This is a genomic window from Nesterenkonia sp. CL21, assembly GCF_031705515.1.
GTDB classification, from domain to species: Bacteria; Actinomycetota; Actinomycetes; order Actinomycetales; family Micrococcaceae; genus Nesterenkonia; species Nesterenkonia aethiopica.
In genome coordinates this window covers 87,741-110,692 of record NZ_JAUTWR010000010.1, presented here as the reverse complement: position 1 = coordinate 110,692, position 22,952 = coordinate 87,741, and the positions used below count along the sequence as shown (strand labels likewise).

At 70.5% G+C, this 22,952-nt stretch carries 24 protein-coding genes and 2 tRNA genes; 11 read left to right on the top strand and 15 right to left on the bottom strand.

Features of this window, described 5'->3' with window-relative positions:
- Positions 1-146 precede the first annotated feature (146 nt).
- Positions 147-827 (bottom strand): response regulator transcription factor, encoded by a 681-nt coding sequence (locus Q7C18_RS13765; protein WP_070159667.1) that lies wholly within the window; start codon positions 825-827, stop codon positions 147-149.
- Entirely contained in the window at positions 824-2,062 is a 1,239-nt protein-coding gene (locus Q7C18_RS13760) for a cell wall metabolism sensor histidine kinase WalK (protein WP_083277443.1), read from the bottom strand. Before Q7C18_RS13760 ends, Q7C18_RS13765 begins: the two co-directional genes overlap by 4 nt.
- 206 nt (positions 2,063-2,268) lie before the next feature.
- Here Q7C18_RS13760 and phoU point away from each other — a divergent pair, with 206 nt between their 5' ends.
- Positions 2,269-2,928 (top strand): phosphate signaling complex protein PhoU, encoded by a 660-nt coding sequence (gene phoU / locus Q7C18_RS13755; protein ID WP_070159669.1) that lies wholly within the window; start codon positions 2,269-2,271, stop codon positions 2,926-2,928.
- Positions 2,929-3,096: 168 nt separating this feature from the next.
- Here phoU and Q7C18_RS13750 read toward each other — a convergent pair whose 3' ends face one another.
- From Q7C18_RS13750 to Q7C18_RS13740, 3 genes are all read right to left on the bottom strand, one after another.
- Entirely contained in the window at positions 3,097-3,843 is a 747-nt protein-coding gene (locus Q7C18_RS13750) for a phosphoglyceromutase (RefSeq protein WP_311025860.1), read from the bottom strand.
- Positions 3,844-3,947: 104 nt separating this feature from the next.
- The gene (locus tag Q7C18_RS13745; RefSeq protein WP_070159673.1) at positions 3,948-4,256 is read right to left on the bottom strand and encodes a DUF2516 family protein; all 309 of its coding nucleotides are present in this window, start codon (positions 4,254-4,256) and stop codon (positions 3,948-3,950) included.
- A 9-nt stretch (positions 4,257-4,265) separates the two neighbouring features.
- Positions 4,266-5,522 carry a PLP-dependent aspartate aminotransferase family protein gene (locus Q7C18_RS13740; protein ID WP_070159692.1) on the bottom strand — a complete coding sequence of 419 codons (1,257 nt, stop codon included), beginning with the start codon at positions 5,520-5,522 and terminating at the stop codon, positions 4,266-4,268.
- A 164-nt stretch (positions 5,523-5,686) separates the two neighbouring features.
- On the opposite strand from Q7C18_RS13740, the gene tmk reads away from it, so the two are divergent.
- The 5 genes from tmk (at position 5,687) to Q7C18_RS13715 (ending at position 10,559) form a co-directional block, all read left to right on the top strand.
- A complete protein-coding gene (gene tmk, locus Q7C18_RS13735) occupies positions 5,687-6,436 on the top strand; it encodes a dTMP kinase (RefSeq protein WP_070159675.1) in 750 nt (249 codons plus the stop codon).
- Positions 6,429-7,619, top strand: a complete 1,191-nt coding sequence (locus Q7C18_RS13730; protein WP_311025859.1) for a DNA polymerase III subunit delta' — start codon at positions 6,429-6,431, stop codon at positions 7,617-7,619. The genes tmk and Q7C18_RS13730 overlap by 8 nt, the downstream gene beginning before the upstream one ends.
- A 14-nt stretch (positions 7,620-7,633) precedes the next feature.
- A complete protein-coding gene (locus Q7C18_RS13725; RefSeq protein WP_311025858.1) occupies positions 7,634-9,199 on the top strand; it encodes an alpha/beta hydrolase in 1,566 nt (521 codons plus the stop codon).
- A 131-nt stretch (positions 9,200-9,330) separates the two neighbouring features.
- Complete coding sequence (locus tag Q7C18_RS13720; RefSeq protein WP_070159679.1) at positions 9,331-10,341, top strand: universal stress protein; 1,011 nt, start codon at positions 9,331-9,333, stop codon at positions 10,339-10,341.
- Between the two features lie 145 nt (positions 10,342-10,486).
- Positions 10,487-10,559, top strand: a tRNA-Thr gene (locus Q7C18_RS13715).
- A 66-nt stretch (positions 10,560-10,625) separates the two neighbouring features.
- Here the strand turns inward: Q7C18_RS13715 and Q7C18_RS13710 are convergent.
- From Q7C18_RS13710 to Q7C18_RS13700, 3 genes are all read right to left on the bottom strand, one after another.
- Positions 10,626-11,096: an HD domain-containing protein gene (locus Q7C18_RS13710; RefSeq protein WP_311025857.1), complete on the bottom strand. Its 471-nt coding sequence runs from the start codon at positions 11,094-11,096 to the stop codon at positions 10,626-10,628.
- Positions 11,097-11,098: 2 nt separating this feature from the next.
- On the bottom strand, positions 11,099-11,530 hold the full coding sequence (locus Q7C18_RS13705) for a hypothetical protein (RefSeq protein ID WP_311025856.1): 432 nt from the start codon (positions 11,528-11,530) through the stop codon (positions 11,099-11,101).
- A 162-nt stretch (positions 11,531-11,692) separates the two neighbouring features.
- A complete protein-coding gene (locus Q7C18_RS13700; RefSeq protein ID WP_311025855.1) occupies positions 11,693-12,151 on the bottom strand; it encodes a DoxX family protein in 459 nt (152 codons plus the stop codon).
- A 139-nt stretch (positions 12,152-12,290) separates the two neighbouring features.
- On the opposite strand from Q7C18_RS13700, the gene Q7C18_RS13695 reads away from it, so the two are divergent.
- Positions 12,291-12,881 (top strand): MarR family winged helix-turn-helix transcriptional regulator, encoded by a 591-nt coding sequence (locus tag Q7C18_RS13695; RefSeq protein WP_311025854.1) that lies wholly within the window; start codon positions 12,291-12,293, stop codon positions 12,879-12,881.
- A gap of 59 nt (positions 12,882-12,940) precedes the next feature.
- Complete coding sequence (locus tag Q7C18_RS13690) at positions 12,941-13,771, top strand: SDR family oxidoreductase (protein WP_311025853.1); 831 nt, start codon at positions 12,941-12,943, stop codon at positions 13,769-13,771.
- 34 nt (positions 13,772-13,805) lie between these two features.
- Here Q7C18_RS13690 and Q7C18_RS13685 read toward each other — a convergent pair whose 3' ends face one another.
- Positions 13,806-14,543, bottom strand: coding sequence for a pentapeptide repeat-containing protein (locus Q7C18_RS13685; protein ID WP_311025852.1), 738 nt, complete (start codon positions 14,541-14,543; stop codon positions 13,806-13,808).
- Positions 14,544-14,661: 118 nt separating this feature from the next.
- On the opposite strand from Q7C18_RS13685, the gene Q7C18_RS13680 reads away from it, so the two are divergent.
- Both Q7C18_RS13680 and Q7C18_RS13675 read left to right on the top strand, forming a co-directional pair.
- On the top strand, positions 14,662-15,099 hold the full coding sequence (locus Q7C18_RS13680; protein WP_237089932.1) for an NUDIX hydrolase: 438 nt from the start codon (positions 14,662-14,664) through the stop codon (positions 15,097-15,099).
- 34 nt (positions 15,100-15,133) lie between these two features.
- Positions 15,134-15,754 carry a flavin reductase family protein gene (locus tag Q7C18_RS13675; protein ID WP_311025851.1) on the top strand — a complete coding sequence of 207 codons (621 nt, stop codon included), beginning with the start codon at positions 15,134-15,136 and terminating at the stop codon, positions 15,752-15,754.
- Here Q7C18_RS13675 and Q7C18_RS13670 read toward each other — a convergent pair.
- From Q7C18_RS13670 to Q7C18_RS13655, 4 genes are all read right to left on the bottom strand, one after another.
- A complete protein-coding gene (locus Q7C18_RS13670) occupies positions 15,745-17,775 on the bottom strand; it encodes a glucose PTS transporter subunit IIA (RefSeq protein ID WP_311025850.1) in 2,031 nt (676 codons plus the stop codon). The two genes, Q7C18_RS13675 and Q7C18_RS13670, sit on opposite strands and share 10 nt — an antisense overlap.
- A 120-nt stretch (positions 17,776-17,895) precedes the next feature.
- Complete coding sequence (locus Q7C18_RS13665; RefSeq protein ID WP_311025849.1) at positions 17,896-18,330, bottom strand: hypothetical protein; 435 nt, start codon at positions 18,328-18,330, stop codon at positions 17,896-17,898.
- Positions 18,331-18,449: 119 nt separating this feature from the next.
- Positions 18,450-19,436, bottom strand: coding sequence for an NAD(P)H-quinone oxidoreductase (locus Q7C18_RS13660; protein ID WP_311025848.1), 987 nt, complete (start codon positions 19,434-19,436; stop codon positions 18,450-18,452).
- 81 nt (positions 19,437-19,517) lie between these two features.
- On the bottom strand, positions 19,518-20,387 hold the full coding sequence (locus Q7C18_RS13655; protein ID WP_070160320.1) for a bifunctional 2-polyprenyl-6-hydroxyphenol methylase/3-demethylubiquinol 3-O-methyltransferase UbiG: 870 nt from the start codon (positions 20,385-20,387) through the stop codon (positions 19,518-19,520).
- A gap of 200 nt (positions 20,388-20,587) precedes the next feature.
- On the opposite strand from Q7C18_RS13655, the gene Q7C18_RS13650 reads away from it, so the two are divergent.
- Positions 20,588-20,675: transfer RNA gene (locus Q7C18_RS13650), tRNA-Ser, on the top strand.
- 97 nt (positions 20,676-20,772) lie between these two features.
- On the opposite strand, the gene Q7C18_RS13645 is transcribed toward Q7C18_RS13650, so the two are convergent.
- Entirely contained in the window at positions 20,773-21,327 is a 555-nt protein-coding gene (locus tag Q7C18_RS13645) for an AAA family ATPase (RefSeq protein ID WP_311025847.1), read from the bottom strand.
- Between the two features lie 89 nt (positions 21,328-21,416).
- Positions 21,417-22,709: an HAAAP family serine/threonine permease gene (locus tag Q7C18_RS13640; RefSeq protein WP_311025846.1), complete on the bottom strand. Its 1,293-nt coding sequence runs from the start codon at positions 22,707-22,709 to the stop codon at positions 21,417-21,419.
- Positions 22,710-22,952 lie beyond the last annotated feature (243 nt).

Here is a 22,952-nt window from a genome sequence, read left to right as displayed (position 1 = left end):
TCGACACGCACGCTCCTTACTCTCCGACACGGCTGGAGGGCAGGACCGCTGCGGGTCCCGCCGCTGCGGGGCACGGCGGCCCGGGCGCCCTGGACGAGGGCGCGGCGGACCTCGATCAGTCTAGCGCCCCGGCACTGGCCTGCGCCTCACTCCTCGAACTTGTATCCCAGGCCGCGCACCGTGATCAGGTGCTGAGGCCGGGAGGGGTCCGGCTCGATCTTGGCGCGCAGCCGCTTCACATGCACGTCGAGGGTCTTGGTGTCCCCGACGTAGTCGGAGCCCCACACTCTGTCGATCAGCTGACCCCGGGTCAGCACACGTCCGGCGTTGCGCAGCAGCATCTCCAGCAGCTCGAACTCCTTCAGCGGCAGGCTCACACCGTCTCCGCGGACCTCCACCGTGTGCCGCTCCACGTCCATGCGGACGGGCCCGGCCGCGACGGAGGAGGTGTCATCCACCTCGGTGTCCACGTGCCGGCGCAGCACCGCACGCACCCGGGCCAGCAGCTCCCGGGAGGAGTACGGCTTGGTCACGTAGTCGTCGGCGCCGAGCTCCAGGCCCACCACCTTGTCGATCTCCGAGTCCTTGGCGGTGAGCATGATGACCGGCACATTGGAGCGCTGGCGGATCTGCCGGCACACCTCCGTGCCGGGCTGGCCCGGCAGCATCAGGTCCAGCAGGACCAGGTCGGGGCTCTCCTTGTCGAAGAGCTCCACGGCCTGCAGGCCGTCGTCGGCGACCGAGACGTCATACCCCTCCTTCTGCAGGGTGTACGACAGGGCCTCGGAGAACGAGGTCTCGTCTTCGACGATGAGAATCCTGGTCACGCTGTTCCTCCTTCACCGGCGCGAGCGCGGTCGGACTGTTGATGGTCGGTGCGGGGGGCGCCGTCGGCGTCGGCCTCCGGGGCGCCCTCCTCGGGCTCCCCGGGCCCCTGGCCCTCCTCGAGCTCCGGGATCCGCACGGTGAACGTGGACCCCTTGCCCTGCTGGGACCAGAGGGAGACCTCTCCCCCGTGGTTGGTGATGACGTGCTTGACGATGCTCAGCCCCAGACCGGTGCCCCCGGTCTGACGCGAACGGGCGGCGTCGACACGGTAGAAGCGCTCGAAGATCCGCTCCTGGTCCTCCGGGGCGATGCCGATGCCCTGGTCCGTGATGGTCACCTGCGCGATCCCGTCGCGGGAGGACAGCCCGATCCCGATGCGGGTTCCCTCCGGGGAGTAGCGCACGGCGTTGTCGATGAGGTTCCGGAAAGCCATGGTCAGCTGATCATGGTCCCCGTGGACCGAGCGGGTCAGGCTGCCCCCGACCTTGATGGTGATGTCTTTGGCCTCCGCGGGCAGCGTGGAGCGGTCCACCGCCTCCGAGATGACCTCTCCCAGGTCCACGGGGCGCCCCGAGTGGACCACGTTCTTGCCCTGCACGCGGGAGAGCTCGATGATGTCCTGGACCAGTGCCGCCAGGCGGGCCGACTCGCGCTGCAGGCGCTGGGCGAAGTGCCGCACCGCCTCCTCGTCGTCGGCGGCGTCCTCGATGGTCTCGGTCAGCAGCGAGATGGCGCCCACCGGGGTCTTCAGCTCGTGCGAGACGTTGGCGACGAAGTCATGCCGCACCGCCTGGGTGCGGGAGAACTCGGTGCGGTCGTCGGCCAGGACCAGGATGTACTCGTCCCCCAGCGGAGCCACACGCAGATGCACCACGATGGAGGACTCCCCCTGCAGCCCGCGCGGCAGCTCATGGTCCTGATCGATGATGACGCCGTCGGCCCGGACCCGCGCGGTGAGGGCGAGCAGCTCCTGGTGCACCACGGTGTGGCCGCGCACCAGGCCGAAGGCGTAGGCGGCCGGATTGGCGCGCACCACGCCGTCGACGGTGTCGACGACGATGTAGGCCAGGCCCAGCGAGGCGAGCACCTCGGTGGCGCCGGCGGGCATGGTCGGCTCGTCCACGTCGATCCCGGCGGCGCGCTGCAGCTCGCTGACCCGGAACGCGTGCATCCCGGCGACGCCCAGGAGCAGGCCGACCAGGCCGGAGACGATGGCGATGAGCAGGGAGTCCACGCCTACAGCTTAGGCATGTGTTCATGCGCTCGTCGCCGCAGGGCCCCGATGCGTCAAGGGGTTCAACGAGCGTTCACCTGGTGGTTGACTGGGGCGCGGGCCCGCGTTCACGTCCGTCGGTGAGCCTGGAGCGTCGGGATGCTCCGGGACGACCCGGCGCGCCCACGGCAGGCCGCGGCCCCCTCACGACGAAAGGACCGTCACCCGTGCGCAAGCTCTTTCAGGAAGACCTCCAGAACCTCGGCGAGCAGCTGATCGACATCGCCACCCTGGTCTCCCAGGCGATGCAGAAGGCCTACCGATCCTTCGAGACGGCCGACGTGCAGCTGGCGGAGGAGGTCATCGCCGCGGATCAGCGGATCGACGCGCTGCAGAACGACCTGGACGAGCGTGCCATCGACCTGCTGGCGCTGCAGGGGCCCGTGGCCTCCGATCTGCGCACCATCGTCGGCGCCCTGCGGATGAGCACCTCGCTGGAACGCATGGGGGATCTGGCGCGCCACATCGGGCAGCTGGTCCGCCTGCGCTACCCGGACCACGTCTCTCCGGAGCACCTGAAGCCGGTGTACGCGCGGATGGCCCAGCACGCGCAGGATCTCGCTGAGAAGGTCGTGAGGCTCCTGCAGACCCGGGACCTCGCCCTCGTGGACGAGATCACCGCGGAGAACGAGGCCATCAATGCGCTCCACGCCTCCGTGTTCCGCCTGATCGCCGAGGACGAATGGGATGCCAGCCCCGCCACCACGGCGGACTGCACGCTGGCCAGCCGATACTTCGAGCGCTTCGGGGACCACGGCGTCTCCGTGGCCAAGAAGGTCGCCTACCTGGTCACCGGAGAGTGGGACGTGAAGGCCCACGCCGAATGAGCTGAGTCGGCTCTCCGGCCCGGATGTGACCGCCCGAGCAGGTGAGGAAGACGGCCCCGACGTCATCGAGCGGGAGACCCGTGGTCGGGTCTCCCGCTCGATGACGTCGCTGGGACGGTGCTCGCGCGTCGCGCGGCCGTCCCGCTCAGCAGGGCGGCCCGGACAGCCTCACTTCTTGCCCTGGTTGGCCACCGCCTCGATGGCCTCCTTCGCGGCCTCAGGGTCCAGGTAGGTGCCCCCGGGCTTCACAGGCCGGAAGTCCTCGTCCAGCTGGTAGTGCAGCGGGATGCCGGTGGGGATGTTCAGCCCGGCGATGTCCTCGTCGCTGATGCCGTCCAGGTACTTCACCAGGGCGCGCAGCGAGTTGCCGTGCGCGGCGAGCAGCACCGTCCTGCCGGCCTTCAGGTCCGGGATCACCGCGGACTCCCAGTACGGCAGCATGCGCTCGACGACGTCCTTGAGGCATTCGGTGCGCGGGGCGGCGTCACCGAGGCCCGCATAGCGGGGGTCGCCGATCTGCGAGTACTCGTCGTCGGCGTCGAGCTCCGGCGGCGGAGTGTCGTAGGAGCGGCGCCAGGTCATGAACTGGTCGTCGCCGTACTGCTCACGCACCTGGGTCTTGTCCTTGCCCTGCAGCGCGCCGTAGTGGCGCTCGTTGAGCCGCCAGTCCCGCTTGACCGGGATCCAGAGCCGGTCCGCCGCCTCCAGGGACAGGTGCGCGGTGGTGATGGCCCGCTGCAGCAGCGAGGTGTGGGCGACGTCGGGCAGCAGGTCGTTCTCGGCCAGCAGCTCGCCGCCGCGGGCGGCCTCGGCCCTGCCCTGGTCGGTCAGCGGCACGTCGACCCAGCCGGTGAACAGGTTCTTCTGGTTCCAGTCGCTCTGTCCGTGACGGAGCAGAATGAGGTCATAGCTCATCTGGCGGTGATCCCTTCCGATGCGTGATGTGGGTGGAACGTCGGTGGTCAGGGCGCACGTCGGCGGGCGCGGAGTGGAACGGCGATCGCGTCAGCTCATCCGGCTCACTCGGAGACGGCGGGCTCGACGTCGGCCAGGTAGACGGCGGCCATGGTCGCGCCGATGACCGGGAACAGGAAGCCGAAGGGGCCTCCGAACAGCTGGGAGTAGACGCCGAACAGGCACAGCAGCGCCGCGCCGCCGGTCATGCCGAGCCAGAACCCCTTGGTGCGCTTGAATGCGATGTCGAAGCGCTGCGCGTTCTTCGGCAGGCATTTCAGCAGCGCCACGCCCGCCACGATCAGGCAGACGACGGCGAAGGCGAGGAAGAGGTAGATCTCAGAGACGAGGACGGCGTACCAGATTCCGGACATGTGTCGATGCTATCGCTTCTCGTCGCGGTTTTCCGAGGCGACCAGCCGCAGCGCCTGCAGCAGGTCGGCATACAGGTCGTCCACGTGCTCGATGCCCACCGAGAGCCGGATCAGCCCGTCCGGCACCGTCTCCGGTTCGGTGGAATGCCGACGGCGGCGCTCCGCCAGGGACTCAACTCCTCCGAGGCTCGTGGCCGGGGTCCACAGGGTCAGGTGCTGGAGGACGGCGTCGGCGGTGGCGGCGTCGGGCAGCTCGATGGTGAGGATCGCTCCGAAGCCGCCCAGCTGGGCCGCGGCCCGCGCATGCTGCGGGTGGCTCTCCAGCCCCGGGTACCGGACGCCGCGCAGGGGCGTCTCCCCGGTGGGGAGCAGCGCGGCGAACCGCCGGGCGAGCTCGGCGGCGTTGGACTCCGCGGCGTCGAGGCGCACCGCCAACGTCCGCACCCCGCGCAGGGCCAGGAAGACCTCCATGGGCCCGGGCACCGCGCCATGGAGGGTGCGGTGCTGGTGCAGCCTCTGATGCAGCTGCTCATCGGCCGTGATCGCCGCCCCCATGATCAGGTCCGAGTGTCCGGCCAGGAACTTGGTCACGGAGTGGACCACGACGTCGGCTCCGTGCTTCAGCGGCTGCTGCCGCAGCGGGGTGGCGAAGGTGTTGTCCACCACGGTGAGGATGCCGCGCCGCTTCGCCTCGGCGAGCAGCGCCGGCAGGTCGGCGACCTCGAGCATCGGGTTGGTGGGGGACTCGATCCAGAGCATCACCGGCGCGTCCTGCGCCTGGGCGAGGGTGGCGACGTCGGCGATGGTGGTCCTCACCGCCTCGGTCTCGGCGATGTCCACCCGGTGCAGGGTCAGCAGGCCCCGGTCCGCCATCTCCTGGGCCAACGTGGAGAAGCCCATATAGCTGTGCCGGGGCAGGATCAGGTGGCCGCCCGGGGGCAGCAGATGCACCACCGCGGAGATCGCGGCCATCCCGGAGGAGAACAGCAGACCCGGCAGCACCGGCACCGGGTGTTCCTCGGCGGTGGTGACGAAGCCCTGACCGCTGTGGCCCCGGCGCGTGCCGGCCTCCAGGTGGGCCAGCAGCTCCTCGAGCGGCTGCCAGGAGGGCACGCCTTCTCGGGCGTACTCCCAGCGGTTGTCGCCGCCGGGCCGATAGCTGTAGGTGGAGGTGAAGTCCACCGGGGGATTCACCGGGGAGCCGGCCTCATGGATGCCGCGGCCTCCGGACACGAGGTAGGTGCGTTCGTCAGTCACATCAGCCACGGTAGTCGACTCCCCCGTCACGAGGGCCGCCCGCCGGGCCGCGTCCAGGCTCTGAGACGCCGGCAGGGCTCGCGGGGCGCCGGCGGAGGTGCTCACACAGGCCTCCGGTGACGTTCGATGATCGCGTCACCAGAAGCGTCACCGGAAGCCGATAGGCTGTCCGCGTGACACAGACGAAGCCAGCGAGCACGCGCGGAGCCTTCATCGTCGTCGAAGGCGGCGACGGGGCCGGGAAGACCACGCAGCTGGACCTGTTGGAATCCTGGCTGAGCGCCCACGACGTCGCCTGTGAGCGGACCCGGGAGCCCGGAGGCACCCCCATCGGCGAGCGGATCCGGGCGCTGGTCCTGGAGCACGGCCACGGTGAGGTGGACCCCCGCACCGAAGCGCTGCTCTTCGCGGCCTCACGCGCGGCCCACGTGGTGCAGCGGATCCTTCCGGCTCTGGAGTCCGGGGCCACGGTGCTCTGCGACCGGTACATCGACTCCTCGGTGGCCTACCAGGGCGTGGGACGCGGCCTGGGCCCGGAGAAGGTGGCGGAGATCAACGGCTGGGCCACCTCCGGACTGCAGGCGGACCTGACGATCCTGCTGGATGTGGACCCGACGATCTCCCAGCGGCGGCGGGCCGGACGCGACGGCGGCCCCGGGGACCGTATGGAGTCCGCCGACGACGCTTTCCGAGCCCGCATCCGAGAGGCCTTCCGCAGCCGGGCCGAGGCCGAGCCGGACCGCTATCTCGTCATCGACGCCGACGACGACGTCGATGCCGTGCAACGGCAGATCCGGCGCCGAGTCGCCGCGCTGATCGGCGAGCCTCTGCGCGCCGCCCGGCCCGCCGGGTCCGAGGCCGCAGATCCCGAGCTGAACGAACCCGAGCTGAGCGAGAGCTCCGGGGAGGCCGGTCTTGGCTGAGCCCGCCGTCTTCGCCGAACTGCCCGCGGTCTTCGCCGAACTGGTGGGCCAGGAGCCCGTGGTGGACCAGCTGCGCCGGGCCGTGGCCGCGAGCGCTCCGGCCCATGCCTGGCTGGTCACGGGGCCGCCCGGATCGGGTCGGTCCAACGCCGCCCGGGCCTTCGCCGCCGCACTGAACTGTGAGGTGGCAGAGCCGACGGAGCGCGGCTGCGGGACCTGTCGCTCCTGCCGACTGGTCGCCTCCGGCGCCCACCCCTCGGTGAAACTGGTCTCCACCGAGAACGTCACCTACCGGATCGATGACGTCCGCGAGCTCGTCACCACCGCCCAGGACAGCCCGCAGGGGGCACGCTGGCGAGTCATCGTCGTCGAGGACGCAGACCGGATGACCGAGCGCGCCACCAACGTGCTCCTCAAGGCCATCGAGGAACCGCCGCCGCACACGCTCTGGGTGCTGTGCGCCCCGAGCCCCGCCGACGTCCTGGTCACCATCCGCTCACGCTGTCGACTGGTGAGCCTGCGGATCCCCCCGGCCGACGCCGTCGCCCGGCTGCTGGTGGAGCGGGACGGACTCAACGCCCAGCAGGCGCACTTCGCTGCCCGGGTGTCGCAGAACCACGTGGGGGTGGCCCGGCGCCTGGCCCGCGACCCCGAGGCGCGCCAGCGGCGGGAAGATGTGGTGACGCTGCCGCTGCGGGTGCGCAGCTCCACCGACGCCGTCCGGGCCGCCGGCACACTGGTGGCGATGACCCAGGCCGACGCCGAGGCGACGGCCGACGCCCGCCTCGCCGAGGAGCAGGCCGCGCTGCGGCGCTCGTTGGGGCTGGAGCCGGAGGAGAAGATCCCGCCCAAGCTGCGCAGCCAGTTCAAGAGGCTCGAAGAGGAGAACACCCGGCGCGCCAAACGCGCCGTGGCCGACTCGCTCGACCGGGCTCTGATCGACCTGACCGCGGTGTACCGGGACGTGCTGAGCCTGAAGCTCGACGCCGACGTCGAGCTCATCAACGACCACCTGCGCGAGCAGCTGGCCGACTACGCCGAGAGCCTCAGCCCGGAGCATGCCCTGGGCTGTCTGGATGCGATCGGCGCCGCACGCACCAGGATCGGTCAGAACGTCCCGCCGCTGTTGGCCATGGAAGCTCTCATGATGTCCTTCCTGCCCGTGGAGGCCCACCGACGCTGAAGGGAGCCCTTCCCATGGAGACCACCGCAGGCCCTGTGCTCCGCCATGCGGCGACCCTCGGCGTCGCCGCGATGCTGCTCAGCGGCTGCGTGCCGCTGGGCGAACCGCCCGAGACGCAGCAGCCCTCCCCCGGCGACACTGCCGAGGACGTGGGGGGCGGGAACGCCACAGACCCCGCCTACGCCAGGTTCTACGATCAGGAGCTGGACTGGGAGGACTGCGAGCGCGGGGCGCGATGCGCCGATGTGGAGGTCCCCCTGGACCACGCCGAGCCCGACGGCGAGACTCTCCAGATCCGCATCATCAGCTCCGGCACCGGCGGGCCCGACGCCCCGCATCTGCTCATCAACCCTGGCGGCCCCGGGTCCTCCGGATATGACTCGGTGGCCGAAGACCTGCAGTACTTCTTCACCCCGGCCCTGCTGGACGACTATGACATCGTCGGCTTCGACCCGCGAGGAGTCCACCGGTCGGCGCCCGTGGAGTGCCTCACGGACGAGCAGATGGACGAGAACCGGGAGCAGGTCGCTGAAGGGGACGAGGAGCTCGACGACGAGGCCGCCGTCGAACAGGCCCGCGAGGACGCCCGCTGGCTGGGTGAACAGTGCCTCGAGCAGACCGGCGAGGTGCTCGGACACGTGGACACCGCCTCCGCCGCCCGAGACATGGACATCATCCGTGCCGCCCTGGGCGAGGAGCGACTCAACTACCTCGGCTTCTCCTACGGGACCCACCTGGGGGTGACCTACGCGGAACAGCATCCGGCTTCGGTGGGACGGTTCGTGCTCGACGGGATGATGAACACCGCTCTGAGCGACCACGAGCTCTCCCTGGACCAGGCGGTCGGGTTCGAGGAGGCGCTGCAGGGCTACGCAGCATGGTGCGTCGAGCAGTCCGACTGTCCGGTGGACGGTGAGGCTGAGGACGTCGTCGACGCCGTGGCGGGCCTGTTCGAGGATGTCGCCGAGGAGCCCTCAGAAGGCCCCGACGGGCGGACCATCTCCGTGAGCGTGCTGGTGAGCGGGTTCATCCAGCCGATGTACTTCTCCGGGGGCTGGCCGATGCTGAACCAGGCGCTGGGCGCCGCCCTCGACGAGGAGGACTTCTCCTCCTTCCAGCAGTGGGCTGACCTCGCCGCAGGCCGCGAGCCCGACGGCAGCTACGGGTGGAAGAGTCAGCTCGCCTTCCGCGCGATCATGTGCCTGGACCACCCGGTCTCGGAAGACTCCGAGACCATCGAGGCGGAGTATGAGGAGACCGTGGAGGCCGCCCCCACGTTCGGCCCGTACCTGGGGCACGCCGGCATCGCGTGCTCCGAGTGGCCCTTCGAGCCGGTGGGCGAGCCGCGGGAGCCGCAGCTGGACGAGGTGGAGGAGATCCTGTTCATCGGCACCACCGGGGATCCGGCCACCCCGGTGTCCTGGGCCGAAGACATGCACGCCATGGCGCCCACCTCCTCCCTGTTGGTCTACGACGGCGAGGGCCACCTGGCCTACCGGCCCGGCAACACCTGCGTGACCGAGATCGTCGACTCCTACCTCCTCGACGGGGCGCTCTTCGAGGGCCGCCAGGACTGCTGACCCCGGCCAGCATCCCTCCTGGTGAGCGGCATGCCGCCGCTAGAATGGCGGCAGCTGGGTGACGGTGACGTCGCCTCGGTGGCCGCACCGTCGTCGACAGCTCTGACCGTCGTCGTGTCCAGGAGGTCGCCATGAACGAGGATTCCCGGCATCGAAAAGCTGTCCCCTACACCCCCGCATCCCGGGCACTGGGCGTGATCGTCGGATTCGACGGCTCGGACCAGGGGTCCCGTGCGCTGCACTACGCCGCCGTCGAGGCTCATAGGCGCGATCTCCAGCTGACAGTCATCAGCGCCTTCACGGTGCCGCGCGCCGTCGCCGGCTATGTGGACTCCGCCGCGGAGATCACCGGAGACTCTCTGGCCCGGCGGGGCGCCGAGGAGGTCCTCGACGAGGCACGCGATCAGCTCCACGGCTATCCCGGCCACGTCGAATACCGGGTGGAGCACGGGGATGCCGCCGGGGTGATGATCGCGAGGTCCGAGAACGCCACCCACGCCGTCGTCGGCGGCCGCGGACGCGGTGGTTTCGTCGGACGCCTGCTGGGTTCGGTGTCCTCGGCGCTGCCCGCCCACGCCCACTGCCCCACCACCGTGGTCAACCGCCGCTACGATCCCGACCTGGTGGGCGGCGACACCCGATTCACCGCGCGTCGGGACGCACGACCGGTGATCGTAGGCGTCGACGGCTCCGCCCACGGACGAGTGGCCGCACTGCACGCCGCCGAGGCCGCCGGGCTGCGAGGCACCTCCCTGCAGCTGCTGCTCGCGCTGCCGACGATCGACTCCTCCCTGCTCTGGTACGCGGGCCGCACCGCGAAGGAGTCCGGCATCACCGAACTGGAGATGCAGGGCCTGCAGGAACGGCTGGACGGGGACGTCCGCTGGCTCACCGGACATTTCCCGGACCTGAGCATCGAGGGAATCATCGAACAGGGCTCGCCGACCCAGGTGATGGCCCACGCCACCGAACGCGCCCAGCTCACGGTGCTCGGGACCCGCGGCCGGGGAAGCATCACCAGCGCACTGCTGGGCTCGGTGTCCCGCAGCGTGCTGATGGAGGCCCACGGGCCCGTGGAGATCGTCCCGCTGCTGACCGATCGCCGTCTCAACGACCACGGAGAGCACGAACCCGTGCTCTGAGACACGGGAAGATGTCGCGACCTGAGCCGGCGCGTCCGAGCTGAAAGGCCTGGACAGCAGAGATCGCGCAGCCGTTTTGACCAGTCCGCCCTGAGCCGAGTAATGTTGTGCATCGCGCGCGAGGGCACGCGGCCCACGCGAGCAGGCCACCTTAGCTCAGTCGGTAGAGCGATTCACTCGTAATGAATAGGTCGCCGGTTCGATTCCGGCAGGTGGCTCCGTGGATGCAGCAGAACCCCCGGTCAGGCACGCTGGCCGGGGGTTCTGTCATCTGTCGGGCGTGCTCAGAGGCCCAGCAGCTCCCGGGCCTTCGCGTACTTCGCGGCCAGACGGTCACGGGTCTCCGGGTCCAGCTGAGAGGTCCGTGCAGGATCGGTGTTGTCCGCGAGGTCCGCCGCCTTGACCTGCAGCGCCAGTTCATCAGACCGCACACGGCGGTAGTAGTCCTCGGACGACTCTCCCTCGCCTCGGGAGACCGCCTCCACCGCGGCGACGACCTCCTCGGGCATCCGACTGGCCAGCAGATCGACGGCCGTGACCGACGTGTCCTCGATGACGTCGTGCAGCCAGGCCGCCGCCACCACCTCCGGCGCCGCACCGGCCACCTCGGTATGCCCGGCCACCCGCTCCGGATGCCCGATGTAGTCCGCCCCCAGCTTGTCCACCTGCCCGCGGTGCGCCTCGGCGGCGATCTGCGCTGCCGCACGCACCAGGGCCGGCCCGCGCAGGGGCTCCCGTCCCAGCTCCGTGGTCATCCTCAGTCCTCCCACTCCGAGCAGTGCAACGTGCCCTCCACCTCGTCATCGCCCACTGCCGCGGTGGCGAACTCCACCTGCGCCTCCCCCAGCTCGATGCCGTCGGGAGACGTCGTCTCCTGCGGACGCTCGGCGCCCTCCAGGCGCACCTGGGCGAAATCCTCGCCCGCGACCTCGACACGCGAGGAGTCGTCACCGGTGGTCGCGATCAGGTGATGGACCTCCCCCGGGGGTCCTGAGCACAGGACCTCCGACGGGGCGACCCGATGAGTCTCCCCACCCAGGGTCACCTCCAGCTCCCCGAGGTCCCCGCCGGGGTCCGCGCCATGCCGGGCATCCGTCACCTCCAGCTCGCTGGGGTCGAGGTCCTTCGAACATCCGACCGCCACGAGCGCCGCAGCGACCCACGCCACCGTGACCCACGTCGTCCTCATGCCACGGAGGCTACCACCGCGCACCGACAGGACGCCCGAGACGAGCCTCCGGTCCACCGGCTCACACAGGTCAACTCCGCGCCTTCGCACAGCTCAACTGCGCACCTTCGCACAGCTCAACTGCGCACCTTCGCACAGCTCAACTGCGCACCTTCGCACAGCTCAACTGCGCACCTTCGCACGACGCCGCGGTGCCGGGGCGATGAGCCGGTCCACACTGAAGCGGCCGGCCCCAGCGGCGACCAGGATGACCAGACCGGCGAAGATCGCCAGGACCAGCTCGTAGCCGCCCTCAGCGACGAACAGGCCCGCCGGCGCATGGACCAGGAACAGGGCCACCACCATGGAGACCGCATTGACCGCCGCGGCGATCGGGGTGAACAGCCCCACAATCAGCAGCACGCCGCCGATCAGTTCCGCGCCCGTGACCACCGCAGCACTCACCGATGCGGCCGGCACACCCATCCCCTCGAAGGAGGCGGCCGTGCCGGCCACGGTCCACTCGTCGAACTTCTGCCAGCCATGGGCCACCAGGATCACCCCCAGCGCCACTCGGGCGACCAGCAGGGCCAGATCCGTCAGCGCCGGGGCCCCAGCCGACGGGTTGAGCAGCGTCTTCATCTCAGAACGTCCTTTCGTCAGCACCTGCCGCAGCAGACACAGAATCGTCCGCGGACCCCGGAACACACCGGGCCGACCCGCGACTCGTAAGTTGTTGCGACAACCAATGTAGGGCACAACAGTTGTCCCATCAACCCCGGTGCGCAAGAATCGACCTGTGGACGCGCAATGGTTGGACTCCCGACAGCTGGCAGCCTGGGTGCGGCTGACCGCCGTGCTCGAACTGCTCCCCGGCGTGCTGGACTCCCAGCTCCGCCACGACGCCGGCCTGACCCACTTCGAGTACTACGTGCTCGCGGTGCTCTCCGAGACCGAAGGCCAGTCCCTGCAGATGAGCACGCTCGCCGTGCGCACCAACGCCACACTTCCCCGCCTGTCCCATGTCATCCGACGCATGGAGGACCGCGGCCTCGTCCGGCGCCGCCGTCGTCCGGACGACGCGCGCGCCACCCATGTGGAACTCACCGAGATCGGCTGGGAGAAGGTGAAGGCGTCCGCCCCGGGCCACGTGGCCACGGTGCGTCACCACGTCATCGATGCACTCACCGCCGAGCAGGTCGACCAGCTGCGGGAGATCGCAGAAGCCATGCTGGGCCGTCTCGACCCCGAGGGGCGCCTGATCCCCGTCTACCGCCGCCACGACACGGTCGCCGATGCGGACGCGGGGAAGGACACCGACGCCGACACGGACGCCGACCCCGACGCCGGCGGCGGCTCCGCCGGCGCGTGACCAGCTCACCACTCGCCGACTCATGCCGCTCCCCGACGAACCGCATCTACGATGGGCGCATGACCGACAGTCCCAGCCCCCTGCGCCGAGATCCTCTCCCCCTGCGGGGTCGACGGATGCTGGTCACCGGCGTGAGTCGCCGGGACGGCATCGGTCATGCCGTCGCCTGCCGGCTCGCCGCCTACGGCGCCGACGTCTTCTGCCACCATCACAGCCCCCACGACGCCGACCAGCCCTACGGCGCCGACGATCTCGGGGCGGTGCTGGCCAGCGTGGCCTCCCATGCGATCCCGGGAGCGCGGGTCGAGGATCTCGGAGCCGACCTCACGGTGACCGGCGCCCCAGACCGCGTGGTCGACGCCGCCGTCGAGACCTTCGGCGGCCTGGACGGGTTGGTGTGCAACCAGGCGCTCAACGGCTCGGACGGCGGCCTCGGTGAGCTGACCGAGCAGCTGCTGGACCGCCACTGGGCCGTGGACGCTCGCGCCTCGATCCTGCTGGCCCAGCGATTCCTGCACCACCACCGGGACGGCAGGGACGCCTCGATCGTCTTCATGACCTCGGGGCAGGGCCAGGGCCCGCTGACCGGAGAGATCGCCTACGGCGCGGCCAAAGCCGCACTGGCCGGCATCACCACCACGATCGCCGCACAGGTCGCCCCCACAGGAATCCGCGTGAACACCGTCAACCCCGGGCCGGTGGACACCGGCTACATGACACCCCAGCTCTGGAGCCAGGTGGCTTCGATGTTCCCCCGCGGCCGGTTCGGAGAGCCCGACGATCCGGCCCGCCTCATCGCGTGGCTGACGACCCCAGAGGCCGAATGGATCACCGGGCAGGTGCTGCACACCGAGGGCGGTTTCGCCCGATGGCGCACCGCGGAGGAATGACCGGCCCCGAATCCGGGACGCGCGACGACGCCCGTCAGACCCGCACATCCAGCCCCAGATGCTCGGCGAGCGCAGGGGCCAGCTCCACGAGCTGCTCCGGACTGATGGTCGCCCCACGCAGTCCGGTGAGCCCGATGATGCGCTCCAGCCGAGCGCCCCGGAGGTCCACATGATCCAGAGACGCTCCGCTGAGGTCCAGGGTGCCTATGCCGGTGTCCGTCACGCGCAGCCGACGCACGCTGGCCCCACCCAGGTCCAGCTCGGTCAGCGTGCACCCGCTGAGCTCGACGTCTGTCAGGGACGCGCCGCGCAGGTTCACCAGATCCATCTTGGACTCGGCCACCCGGACCTCTGACAGGCCGGACTCATAGAGCTCCGCCACTCCCACCCGGGAGCCGAGGACCTCCACCGCGCGCCAGGTGGAGCGAGGCGCAGCCAGATGAGGACTCGCCAGCCGCTGCAGACGGGTCTCCGCCACCGTCGCCCCCGTCAGCGTCACCTCCTGCAGCACGATGTCGATGAGCTCGCTGTCGACGATCCGGGCCCCGGTGAGGTCCTCCCCGTGGAGCGTCTCACCGATGAGGCGCAGGCCTTCGGCATGCTGGCTGAACAGCAGCTCGGAGGCGTCACCGTCGACCAGGCCCGTCGGCGCCGCGAGGTCCAGTCGCGGTGGGTGCGGTCTCGGGATCTCGCCGGAGGAGGTGCGACGGGAGCTGGAGCGGGCCGCTGGGCGGCTGGCGGGGCGGCCGGTGTCTCGGCGGGAGGACGTCATCGGCCGAGACTATCGCCACCCACTGACGACCATGGAGCGTGGACGCTCCCGAGCGACCGGTCGTGAGGCTCCGACCTGGACCGGCTCCGCGCGGTCCACGATGCTAGAGTGCGGGATCGTGGACCTGAGAGTGGGCGCATACGCCGTGATCATCGACGACGAGGGCCGCATGCTGCTGCCCCACTGGCGCGACGAGACCCTGGGCTCGGGCTGGACCCTGCCCGGAGGAGGCATGGACCCCGGGGAGCACCCGCACGACACCGTGGTGCGGGAGGTCATGGAGGAGACGGGCTACGAGATCGAGCCCGGCGAGCTCCTCGACGTCGGCAGCCTCATCATCCCCGGCGACCGGCGTCGGGCCGAGCACGGCGGCACCCCGCTGCAGGCGCTGCGGATCATCTACCGCGCCCGCATCACCGGCGGCTCCCTGCGCGTGGAGCAGGACGGCACCACCGACGACGTCGCATGGTTCGCTCCCGAGGAGATCGACATGCTGGACCGAGTGGACCTGGTGGACCTGGCCCGTCGCCGGGCCGGCCTGCTCACCTCCGCCTGAGTCCGCGGCCGAGGCCGCTGCTAGGCTCACGCACGTGCGCACCTCATACTTCTACGAGCCCTCCGCCGGGCACGGGCTGCCCCACGACCCGTTCAACGCCATCGTCGCCCCGCGCCCGATCGGCTGGGTGTCCACCAGCACGGGGCAGGGAGGGCTGAACCTGGCACCCTACAGCTTCTTCAACGCGGTCAACTACACGCCGCCGCTCATCGCGTTCTCCAGCATCGGGCACAAGGACACCGTCGCCAACATCGAAGCCACCGGCGAGTTCTGCTGGAACCTGGTGACCACGGAGCTGGGCGAGCAGATGAACGCCACCTCGGCGGCCGTCGACACCGAGATCGACGAGTTCGAGCTGGCCGGGCTCACCGCCGCGCCCTCCCGGGTGGTGAGCGTGCCGCATGTGGGCCAGGCCCGCGTGGTCTTCGAGTGCCGCCGCACCCAGATCCTGCGCCTGACGGACGCCTCCGGTGAGGACACCCCGGCGAGGATGGTCTTCGGGGAGGTCGTCGGCGTCCACCTCGACGAGTCGCTGCTCGACGACGGGGTCTACCAGACGGCGGCCGCGGACCCGCTGCTGCGCGGCGGCGGGCCGGCCGACTACTTCAGGATCCGTGGCGAGGACCGGCTGAGGATGCACCGGCCTCAGCCCTGAGCGCCGGCGTCGCGCTCCTCGTCGGCCTGGTCCGCGGGCTGCTCCTTCTCCCCGGTGATCACGGTCATCACCAGGTCACCGGGCTCGACCTCGTCGACAGCGACGGGCGTCACCGAGGCGAAGTCCTGCGCGTTGGTCACCACCACTGCGGTGATCGCGTCGAAGCCGACCCCGTGCACGAGCTCCAGATCCACATCCACCAACGGCTGGCTGACCTCCACCCGGTCCCCGGGACGCACCGCCGGGGTGAAGCCCTCACCCTTCAACGTCGGGGTGCGGCTTCCGCAGTGGACCAGGATGTCGACGCCGTCGTCCGTCCGGATCCCGTAGGCGTACCCGCCGGACGGTGCGGCGATCACCACTCCTGCCACCGGAGCCACCAGGTGGCCACTGACCGGGCGGATCGCCACGCCGGGGCCCATGGTGCCGTCTGCGAAGAGCTCATCGTCCATCGCGTCCAGTGGGAGCAGCCGCCCGGGCAACGGGGCCATGACCTCCACCATCGACGGCGTGTCGGCCCGCCCTCCCCGCTGCTCCGCCGCGGCGGGCGTCGGCGTCACCACCGGCGACATCGAGGTGGTGGTCGGCGGTTCGGGGTCGGGTTCGGCGTCGGGGTCCTCGTCGGGTCCCTCCCGGTCCACCAGCAGCAGGGTGGGCACGAATCCGACCGCCAGAGCCAGCGCCAGCCCGCCCAGCAGCAGCGCTGCTGACCCGTGGGCCGTCATTGCGGGCACACCGGCCAGCGCGGGCGGGACTGCGCTCACGGCGGCCGCCCCGGAGGCCGCCGTGAGCGCACCGCCGACCGCTCCGCCGAGCATGCCGAACAGGAACGGCTTCTTCAGCGGAAGGGTGACCCCGTAGATCATCGGCTCGGAGACCCCGCCCACCAGGCCCGCCACCGAGGAGGCCCCGGCGATCTTCCGACGCGCGGCAGAACGGGTGCGCAGCAGCACCGCACCGGCGGCCCCGGCCTGGGCCACCACCGCGGCGGCGATGACCGCGGGCAGCGTCGCCGCCGTCGGGACTCCCGCGATGCCGGTGCCCACGGACTCGGCGATGGTCCCGAGCATGCCCCACTGCAGCCCCAGGATGGTCAGCACGTGCCACAGGCCGCCGAGCACTGCTCCGGCCAGCCACGGGGTGGACTCCAGCACGCCCACCACGAGCGCCACCAAGGCCTCCCCAGTGATCACCACCATGGGGCCCAGCAGCACCAGCGCCCCGGTGACCACCAGCAGCAGGGTCACCAGCGGGGTGCCCACGCTGCGCACGGCGGCCGGCAGCATGCGGTCCAGCGTGCGCTCCACCCAGGCCTGGACGAACACCACCAGCAGGATCGGGATCACCGAGGCGGCGAAGACCATGATCGGGAACGGCACCCCCAGCAACGATCCCGTGGGGGCGGCGGTATGTGACTGGGCCTCCCCCAGGTCCAGGATCGAGGGGTACACCAAGGCGGCGGCCACCGCCATGGCCGTGAACGGCTGGGCACCGAACCGTCGTGCCGCGGTCACCGCCAAGAAGAGAGGAAGGAACAGGAAGATGCCCTCCGAGACGGCGCTGAGCACGGTGAACGTCCCGGCCTCAGGGTTCAGCCATCCGAGCTCGCCGAGCACCACGACGACGGTCTTGAGCAGCCCTGCGGCGGCCAACGGCCAGATCACCGGGGTGAACACCGCGGCGAGCATGGTGACGATGCGGCTGCCCAGCCCGCGGACCGACAGCACCGCGGTGGAGAGCTCCAGCTCCGGCATGGGTCCGGCGGGACGGCGGGTCAGCAGCTCCAGCTCCTGGTGGACGAGCTCAGCGCCTTCCCCGGTGACCACGTGAAGCTCCCCGTGGGCTCGGATCACGGTGATGACACCGGGTAGCGCCCTCAGCGTCTCAGCACGGACGGCGGATTCGTCGCGCAGCACCACCCTGACCCGGGTGGCGCAGTGCGCGGAGGAGGTGACGTTCGCGGAGCCGCCCACGCCGTCGAGGATGTCCTCGGCAAGAGCACGGGGATCCTGGGTGCTCATGCGGTCTCATGCTCCTTGGGTCCTGATGTGGGGGCGGGCCGGTGCCCGTGGGCTCCAGCCCGGCCACTATAGGCCAGCGCCGGGGATATCACCAGAAGACCCCGCAGTCGCGGGCGCCGCTCAGTGCGCCCGCTCCAGAGCGGACTCCGCGTCCTGGAGGCTGGCCAGCACCCGGTCCGCGCGGCGGCGCACGGAGAGCACCTCCGCACTGCCCACGCGCACCATCGCGGCGGCCTCGGCCGTGGTGGCTACGTGGTTGGCGGCCTTGGACAGGCATGAGTGCAGCTCCGAGGCCCGGCCCGGGATGTTCATCCCCTCAGCGGGGAAGAGCCGGTGGGCGTGGCGGCAGAGGTCTCGCACCGCGGGGAGCTGGTCGGCCAGCTCGTCCCCGATGGCGACCAGGTGATTGTGCACGACGTCGTCGTCCACACCCTCGACCACCTGGTGATAGCGATCCAGGCCCCGGACGAACCGGTCGTGGGCCTGCCGCCAGAGTCCGTCGCCCAGCTCCTTCTCCAGTCGGCGGGCACGACGGCGGCCTGCGAAGAGCTTCATGCTTCCCTCCACCTGCGTGCTGGGCCGGCGGCGCCGGACGGTCGGACCTGCGACGGACGTCGTCGATCAGACAGTCTACCCACGTCAGCACAGGGCCGTGGGGAGAGGACAGGAGCCCGTCAGAACCTCAGTAGGATCTTGCCGCTGTGGGCACCGCTGTCGAAGTAGTCGTGGGCAGCCGCTGCGTCGTCAGCGGCGAAGACGCGGTCGGTCTGCACGCGGATCCGTCCCTGCTCGATCAGCGGCCAGAGCTCCTCCCCCACTCCGGAGACGATGCCGGCCTTGGTCGCCGCGTCCCGGGAGCGCAGCGTGGTGGCGATGATCCGCAGTCGGCGGGCGAGCATGAGTCCCAGGTCAGCCTCGGCCTTCCGCCCGCCCTGCAGCCCGATGATCACCAGCCGTCCGTCCACCGCCAGGCTGCGCAGGTTGGTCTGCAGGTACTTGGCTCCGATGACGTCCAGGATCACGTCGGCGCCACGGCCGTCGGTGATCTCGGAGACCCGGTCACCGATGTCCTCCTCGCGGTAGTCGATGACGTGATCGGCCCCCAGGCTGCGGGCCAGCCGCGCCTTCTCCGGACTGCCCACGGTGGTGAGGGTCCTGGCCCCGAGGGCGTGCAGATACTGCAGCGTGAAGCTGCCGATGCCGCCGGTGCCGCCGTGCACCAGTACGGTCTCCCCCGGCTGCACCCGGGCCTCTCCGCGCAGGTTGGAGTGCACGGTGGCGGCCACCTCGATGAGCCCGGCGGCGTCCACCACGTCCACACCCGCCGGCACGGGGAGCACGTGCCGGGCATCGACGACCACCTTCTCCGCGTAGCCTCCGCCGGCCAGCAGGGCGACGACGTCGACGCCGACGAGCTCCTGCACGGCCGCGGGGCTGCCCAGTCCGGCGGCCGCCACGCGACCCGAGACCTCCAGCCCGGGGATCGGGGAAGCCCCTGCCGGGGGCGGGTAGACGCCGCGGCGCTGCATGACGTCAGCTCTGTTGAGTCCGGCCGCGGCGACGTCGATGAGAACCTCCCCGGCGGCAGGGACCGGATCCGACACTTCCGTGAGCGCGACGACCTCCGGGCCGCCGGCGTCGGTGTATTCGACTGCTCTCATGGTGCTCCCTTCCTCTGGAACGAGTGGCCTCGGAAGACGGCATCTGCGCTCTGACACGCCGGTCCGACAGGCCAGACGGCGTCATTGCTGGCCACTGGACGACGACTGCGGGGTCCGGGCCGTCCACAGCGTCCAGCGGTCGACCTCGGTGACTCCGCCCTCCGGCAGCTGGGCCCGCAGGACATCCACCAAGCGGGCCAGCTCGGCGTCATCCAGTTCATGCAGGATGCTGCGTCCGGTGCGGGCGGCGACGTCGGCCAGCAGGCTCTCGCGATCCGGATGCTCGGCGCGGACCTCCCAGAGCGTGCTCACCTCCACGTGGACCCCGGCCTCCTCCAGCGCCTCGGTCAGCTCCTGAGCACCGGGCCGACGGGCGGCCTCCACCTGCAGCAGGCGGGGAAAGGCCTCGAAGAACCAGCCTCGCACGTGCCGGGCATCGCCCGGGAGGGCGGCCGCAGTGAGGTGCGCGGCGGTGAGGTCCGGCGCAGCGAGCTCTGCGGCGGCGAGGTCGACGTCGGCGGGCTGGGAGACGTCCTCGACGGTGCGGTCCTGGACGATGAGCGTCCCGCCCGGCCGCAGCAGGCGCCGGGCTTCCTCGGCGAAGGCCCGCAGGTCCGGGAGGTGATGGACCAGGGCCCGGGAGAACACGACGTCGGCGCAGGCCTCCGGAAGGCCGGTGGCGGTGGCGTCACCCCGGTGGAAGGTGATCTGCGGATCGGCACCGTGCTCCGCCGTCGCACTGGCCAGGATGGGGGCGCTGGAGTCCACGCCGATGACGCGTTCCGCACCGAGCTCCCGCCAGGCTCGGCTGTAGATGCCGCCCCCGCAGCCCAGGTCCACGACGACGGCGGCGCGCGGGTCCACGAGCCCGGTGACGTGCGCAGACCAGCTGGGGTGGGCGCGCCGCCCGGAGTAGGTGCGTGCGTTGTGTGCCGCGGTGAAGTCGATCATCGGTGGTCCTCCTGGACGTGCGGCCCCACCGCTGCGGGAGTGGGCCGCTCCGGCGCTGACCGGCCGACGTCGGCCCACGCCGTCCGACTCGATGCCGGGGCGGGGTCTCACGTATAGTCTGAGCCTAGGTTTTCACATCGGCAGGTGCGTCCGCGGAGGAATCTCCGAGCGCGCCAGCGTGTCGAGGACCCTGATGACCGGGAGCGCTGTCCGAGCGGCCGAAGGAGCCGGTCTTGAAAACCGGTGTGCGGCAACCCCGTACCGTGGGTTCGAATCCCACGCGCTCCGCTCATGAGCAGGCCCCTGACCAGGGATTTCTGGTCAGGGGCCTGTCCTGTGCGAGCACGAGAAGAGCTCCGGAGCCGACCAGCGTGAAGGTGCCGCATCAGCGTGCTCCCTGTGCCGTGGCGTCCCGCAGCCGGATGAGGGACTCGTGCACGTCCCCCGGAACGATGTTCACCCGAAGCGTCTGGGGGCGGTTCTCGATCATGGCGATCATCGCGTCGTAGAGCTCCTCAACCGGCCGCGCGTCTGTCGCGGACTGGAGCATCGTGGCTGCACGGTGATTCGCCTGCAAGGAACCGGCTCGTGCGTCGAACTGTGCCGCCGCCTGGTCGCGCGAACTCACCAGGCACAGCTCCAGGAATCGGGCACCTGCCTGGGCAGCCACGTCTTCGAGTTCGTCGATGAACTCCTCGCGCTGAAGGAACTGGGGAACGATCACGTCATGACCAGCGGCGAGGTGGCATTCGCACATCGCCAGGGCGAGCCGACGAGCGGACCAGCCCGCCTCCGTCGGGTCCTCCTCCCAGCGCGCCAATGCCCCACGGACGGAATCGACATCCAGGACGAGCGTCATGGCCCGGTCACGGGCGAGCAGGCCGGCCAACGTCGATTTGCCGCTGGCAGGAGCTCCATTGAGCAGCGTCACAGTGGCCATGTCTTCAGTCAACGCTTGGCCCGTTGGGGCGTCAACTCCGTCGGCGCCGGCGCCTCACCCGGTTTCTTGCTGTTCACCGCCGCGGCTGTTCAGCGCAGTAGGCCCAGCAGGATCCCGCTGACGGCGACGACGCCGGCCACCACGACGAACACGTTCGAGGCCCGGCCACGGAACCGGGCCAGGGCTGGCACCCGGTGGATCGCATACATCGGCATCAGGTACAGGACCGCGGCGATGACCGGGCCGGCAAGAGATTCGATCAGGGAGAGGATGCTGGGATTCAGCACGCCCACCAACCATGTGGTGAGGATGAGGAACACGCTCACCCCGATGGTTAGCGCACGGTCACCGATCCGGTCACCCGTGCGGTCGGCCATCCCGCGGACGATCCCCTTGGCCCCTTCCGCGGCGCCCAGCCAGTGACCGAAGAAGGACGAGCCGATGGCGGCGATGGCCACCGCAGGGCCCAGCCAGGCGATGATCGGCATGTCCATGACATTGGCCAGGTGCGCCAGCACCGGCAGGTTGGCATCGCGGGCCTCCCGCAGCCCCTCGGGCCCGAGGGCCAGCACGCAGGACCAGACGAAACCCATGGTGAACACCACCAGCAGCAGGGTGGTGACGCGCAGCACGGCCGACGCCTTACGCACCGAGCCCGTTCCGTAGCGCTGACGCAGTGAGACGGAGAACTGGGAGATCGCCGGGGAGTGGTTGAACGCGAAGACCAGCACCGGGATCATCATCCACACGGCCAGGGAGAAGTCCCCCAGCGCCGGGGCGGCACCGAAGCCCTCCAGGGACCAGGACGGGATCAGCATCAGCGTGACCGCGAACAGCACAGCGATCAGCGGGTACACCAACGCCTGGGTGACTACCAGCATGACCCGACGGCCCGCTACCATGACCGCCGACATCGCCAGCACCAGCACCGCGGCGAGCAGCCAGCGCGGCCACGGCTCCAGCCCCAGCTGGTTGACCATGAGGCTCTCCACCGTGTTGGTGATGCCGACCCCATAGATGAGGACGATGGGGTAGATGGCCAGAAAGTACAGCACCGTCATCACCCGGCCGGCGTTCTCACCGAAGTAGTCCCGGACCACACCGGTGATGTCCTGGTCCGGCCGCGGGGAGGCGCAGATGATCCGGGAGAGCGCTCGGTGGGAGAAGTACGTCATCGGCCCGATCAGCAGCGTGGCCACCAGCAGGGGCCACAGGCCGCCCAGGCCCGCATTGATGGGCAGGAACAGGACACCGGCCCCCACTGCGGTGCCGAAGAGGGCGATCGTCCAGCTGGTGTCGAACTGGTTCCATCGCGGGACGTCCGACGCCTCGGGGACGGCCTTCTCCGGCGGCACGGCGTGGGTGGGTGTCGACACAGGCATGCTCCTTCGCACATCCGGGACGGTCCGTCCCGAGTCGGTCCGCCGGGGTCGGGCGGGCAGGACTGACGGCTCCGGGATGGCGGCGACGACAGACCCGGAAGGAGTGTAATCCCGCTCATAGCTCGCCGCGAATCGGCTCCTCCCGTCACCGCCCACGGGCTCCGAACCCGGGCGGTGAACACCGGCCCTGACCACCGGGCCCCGCCCACCGGCCCTGACCACCGGGCGGCGTCCGTCAGGCAC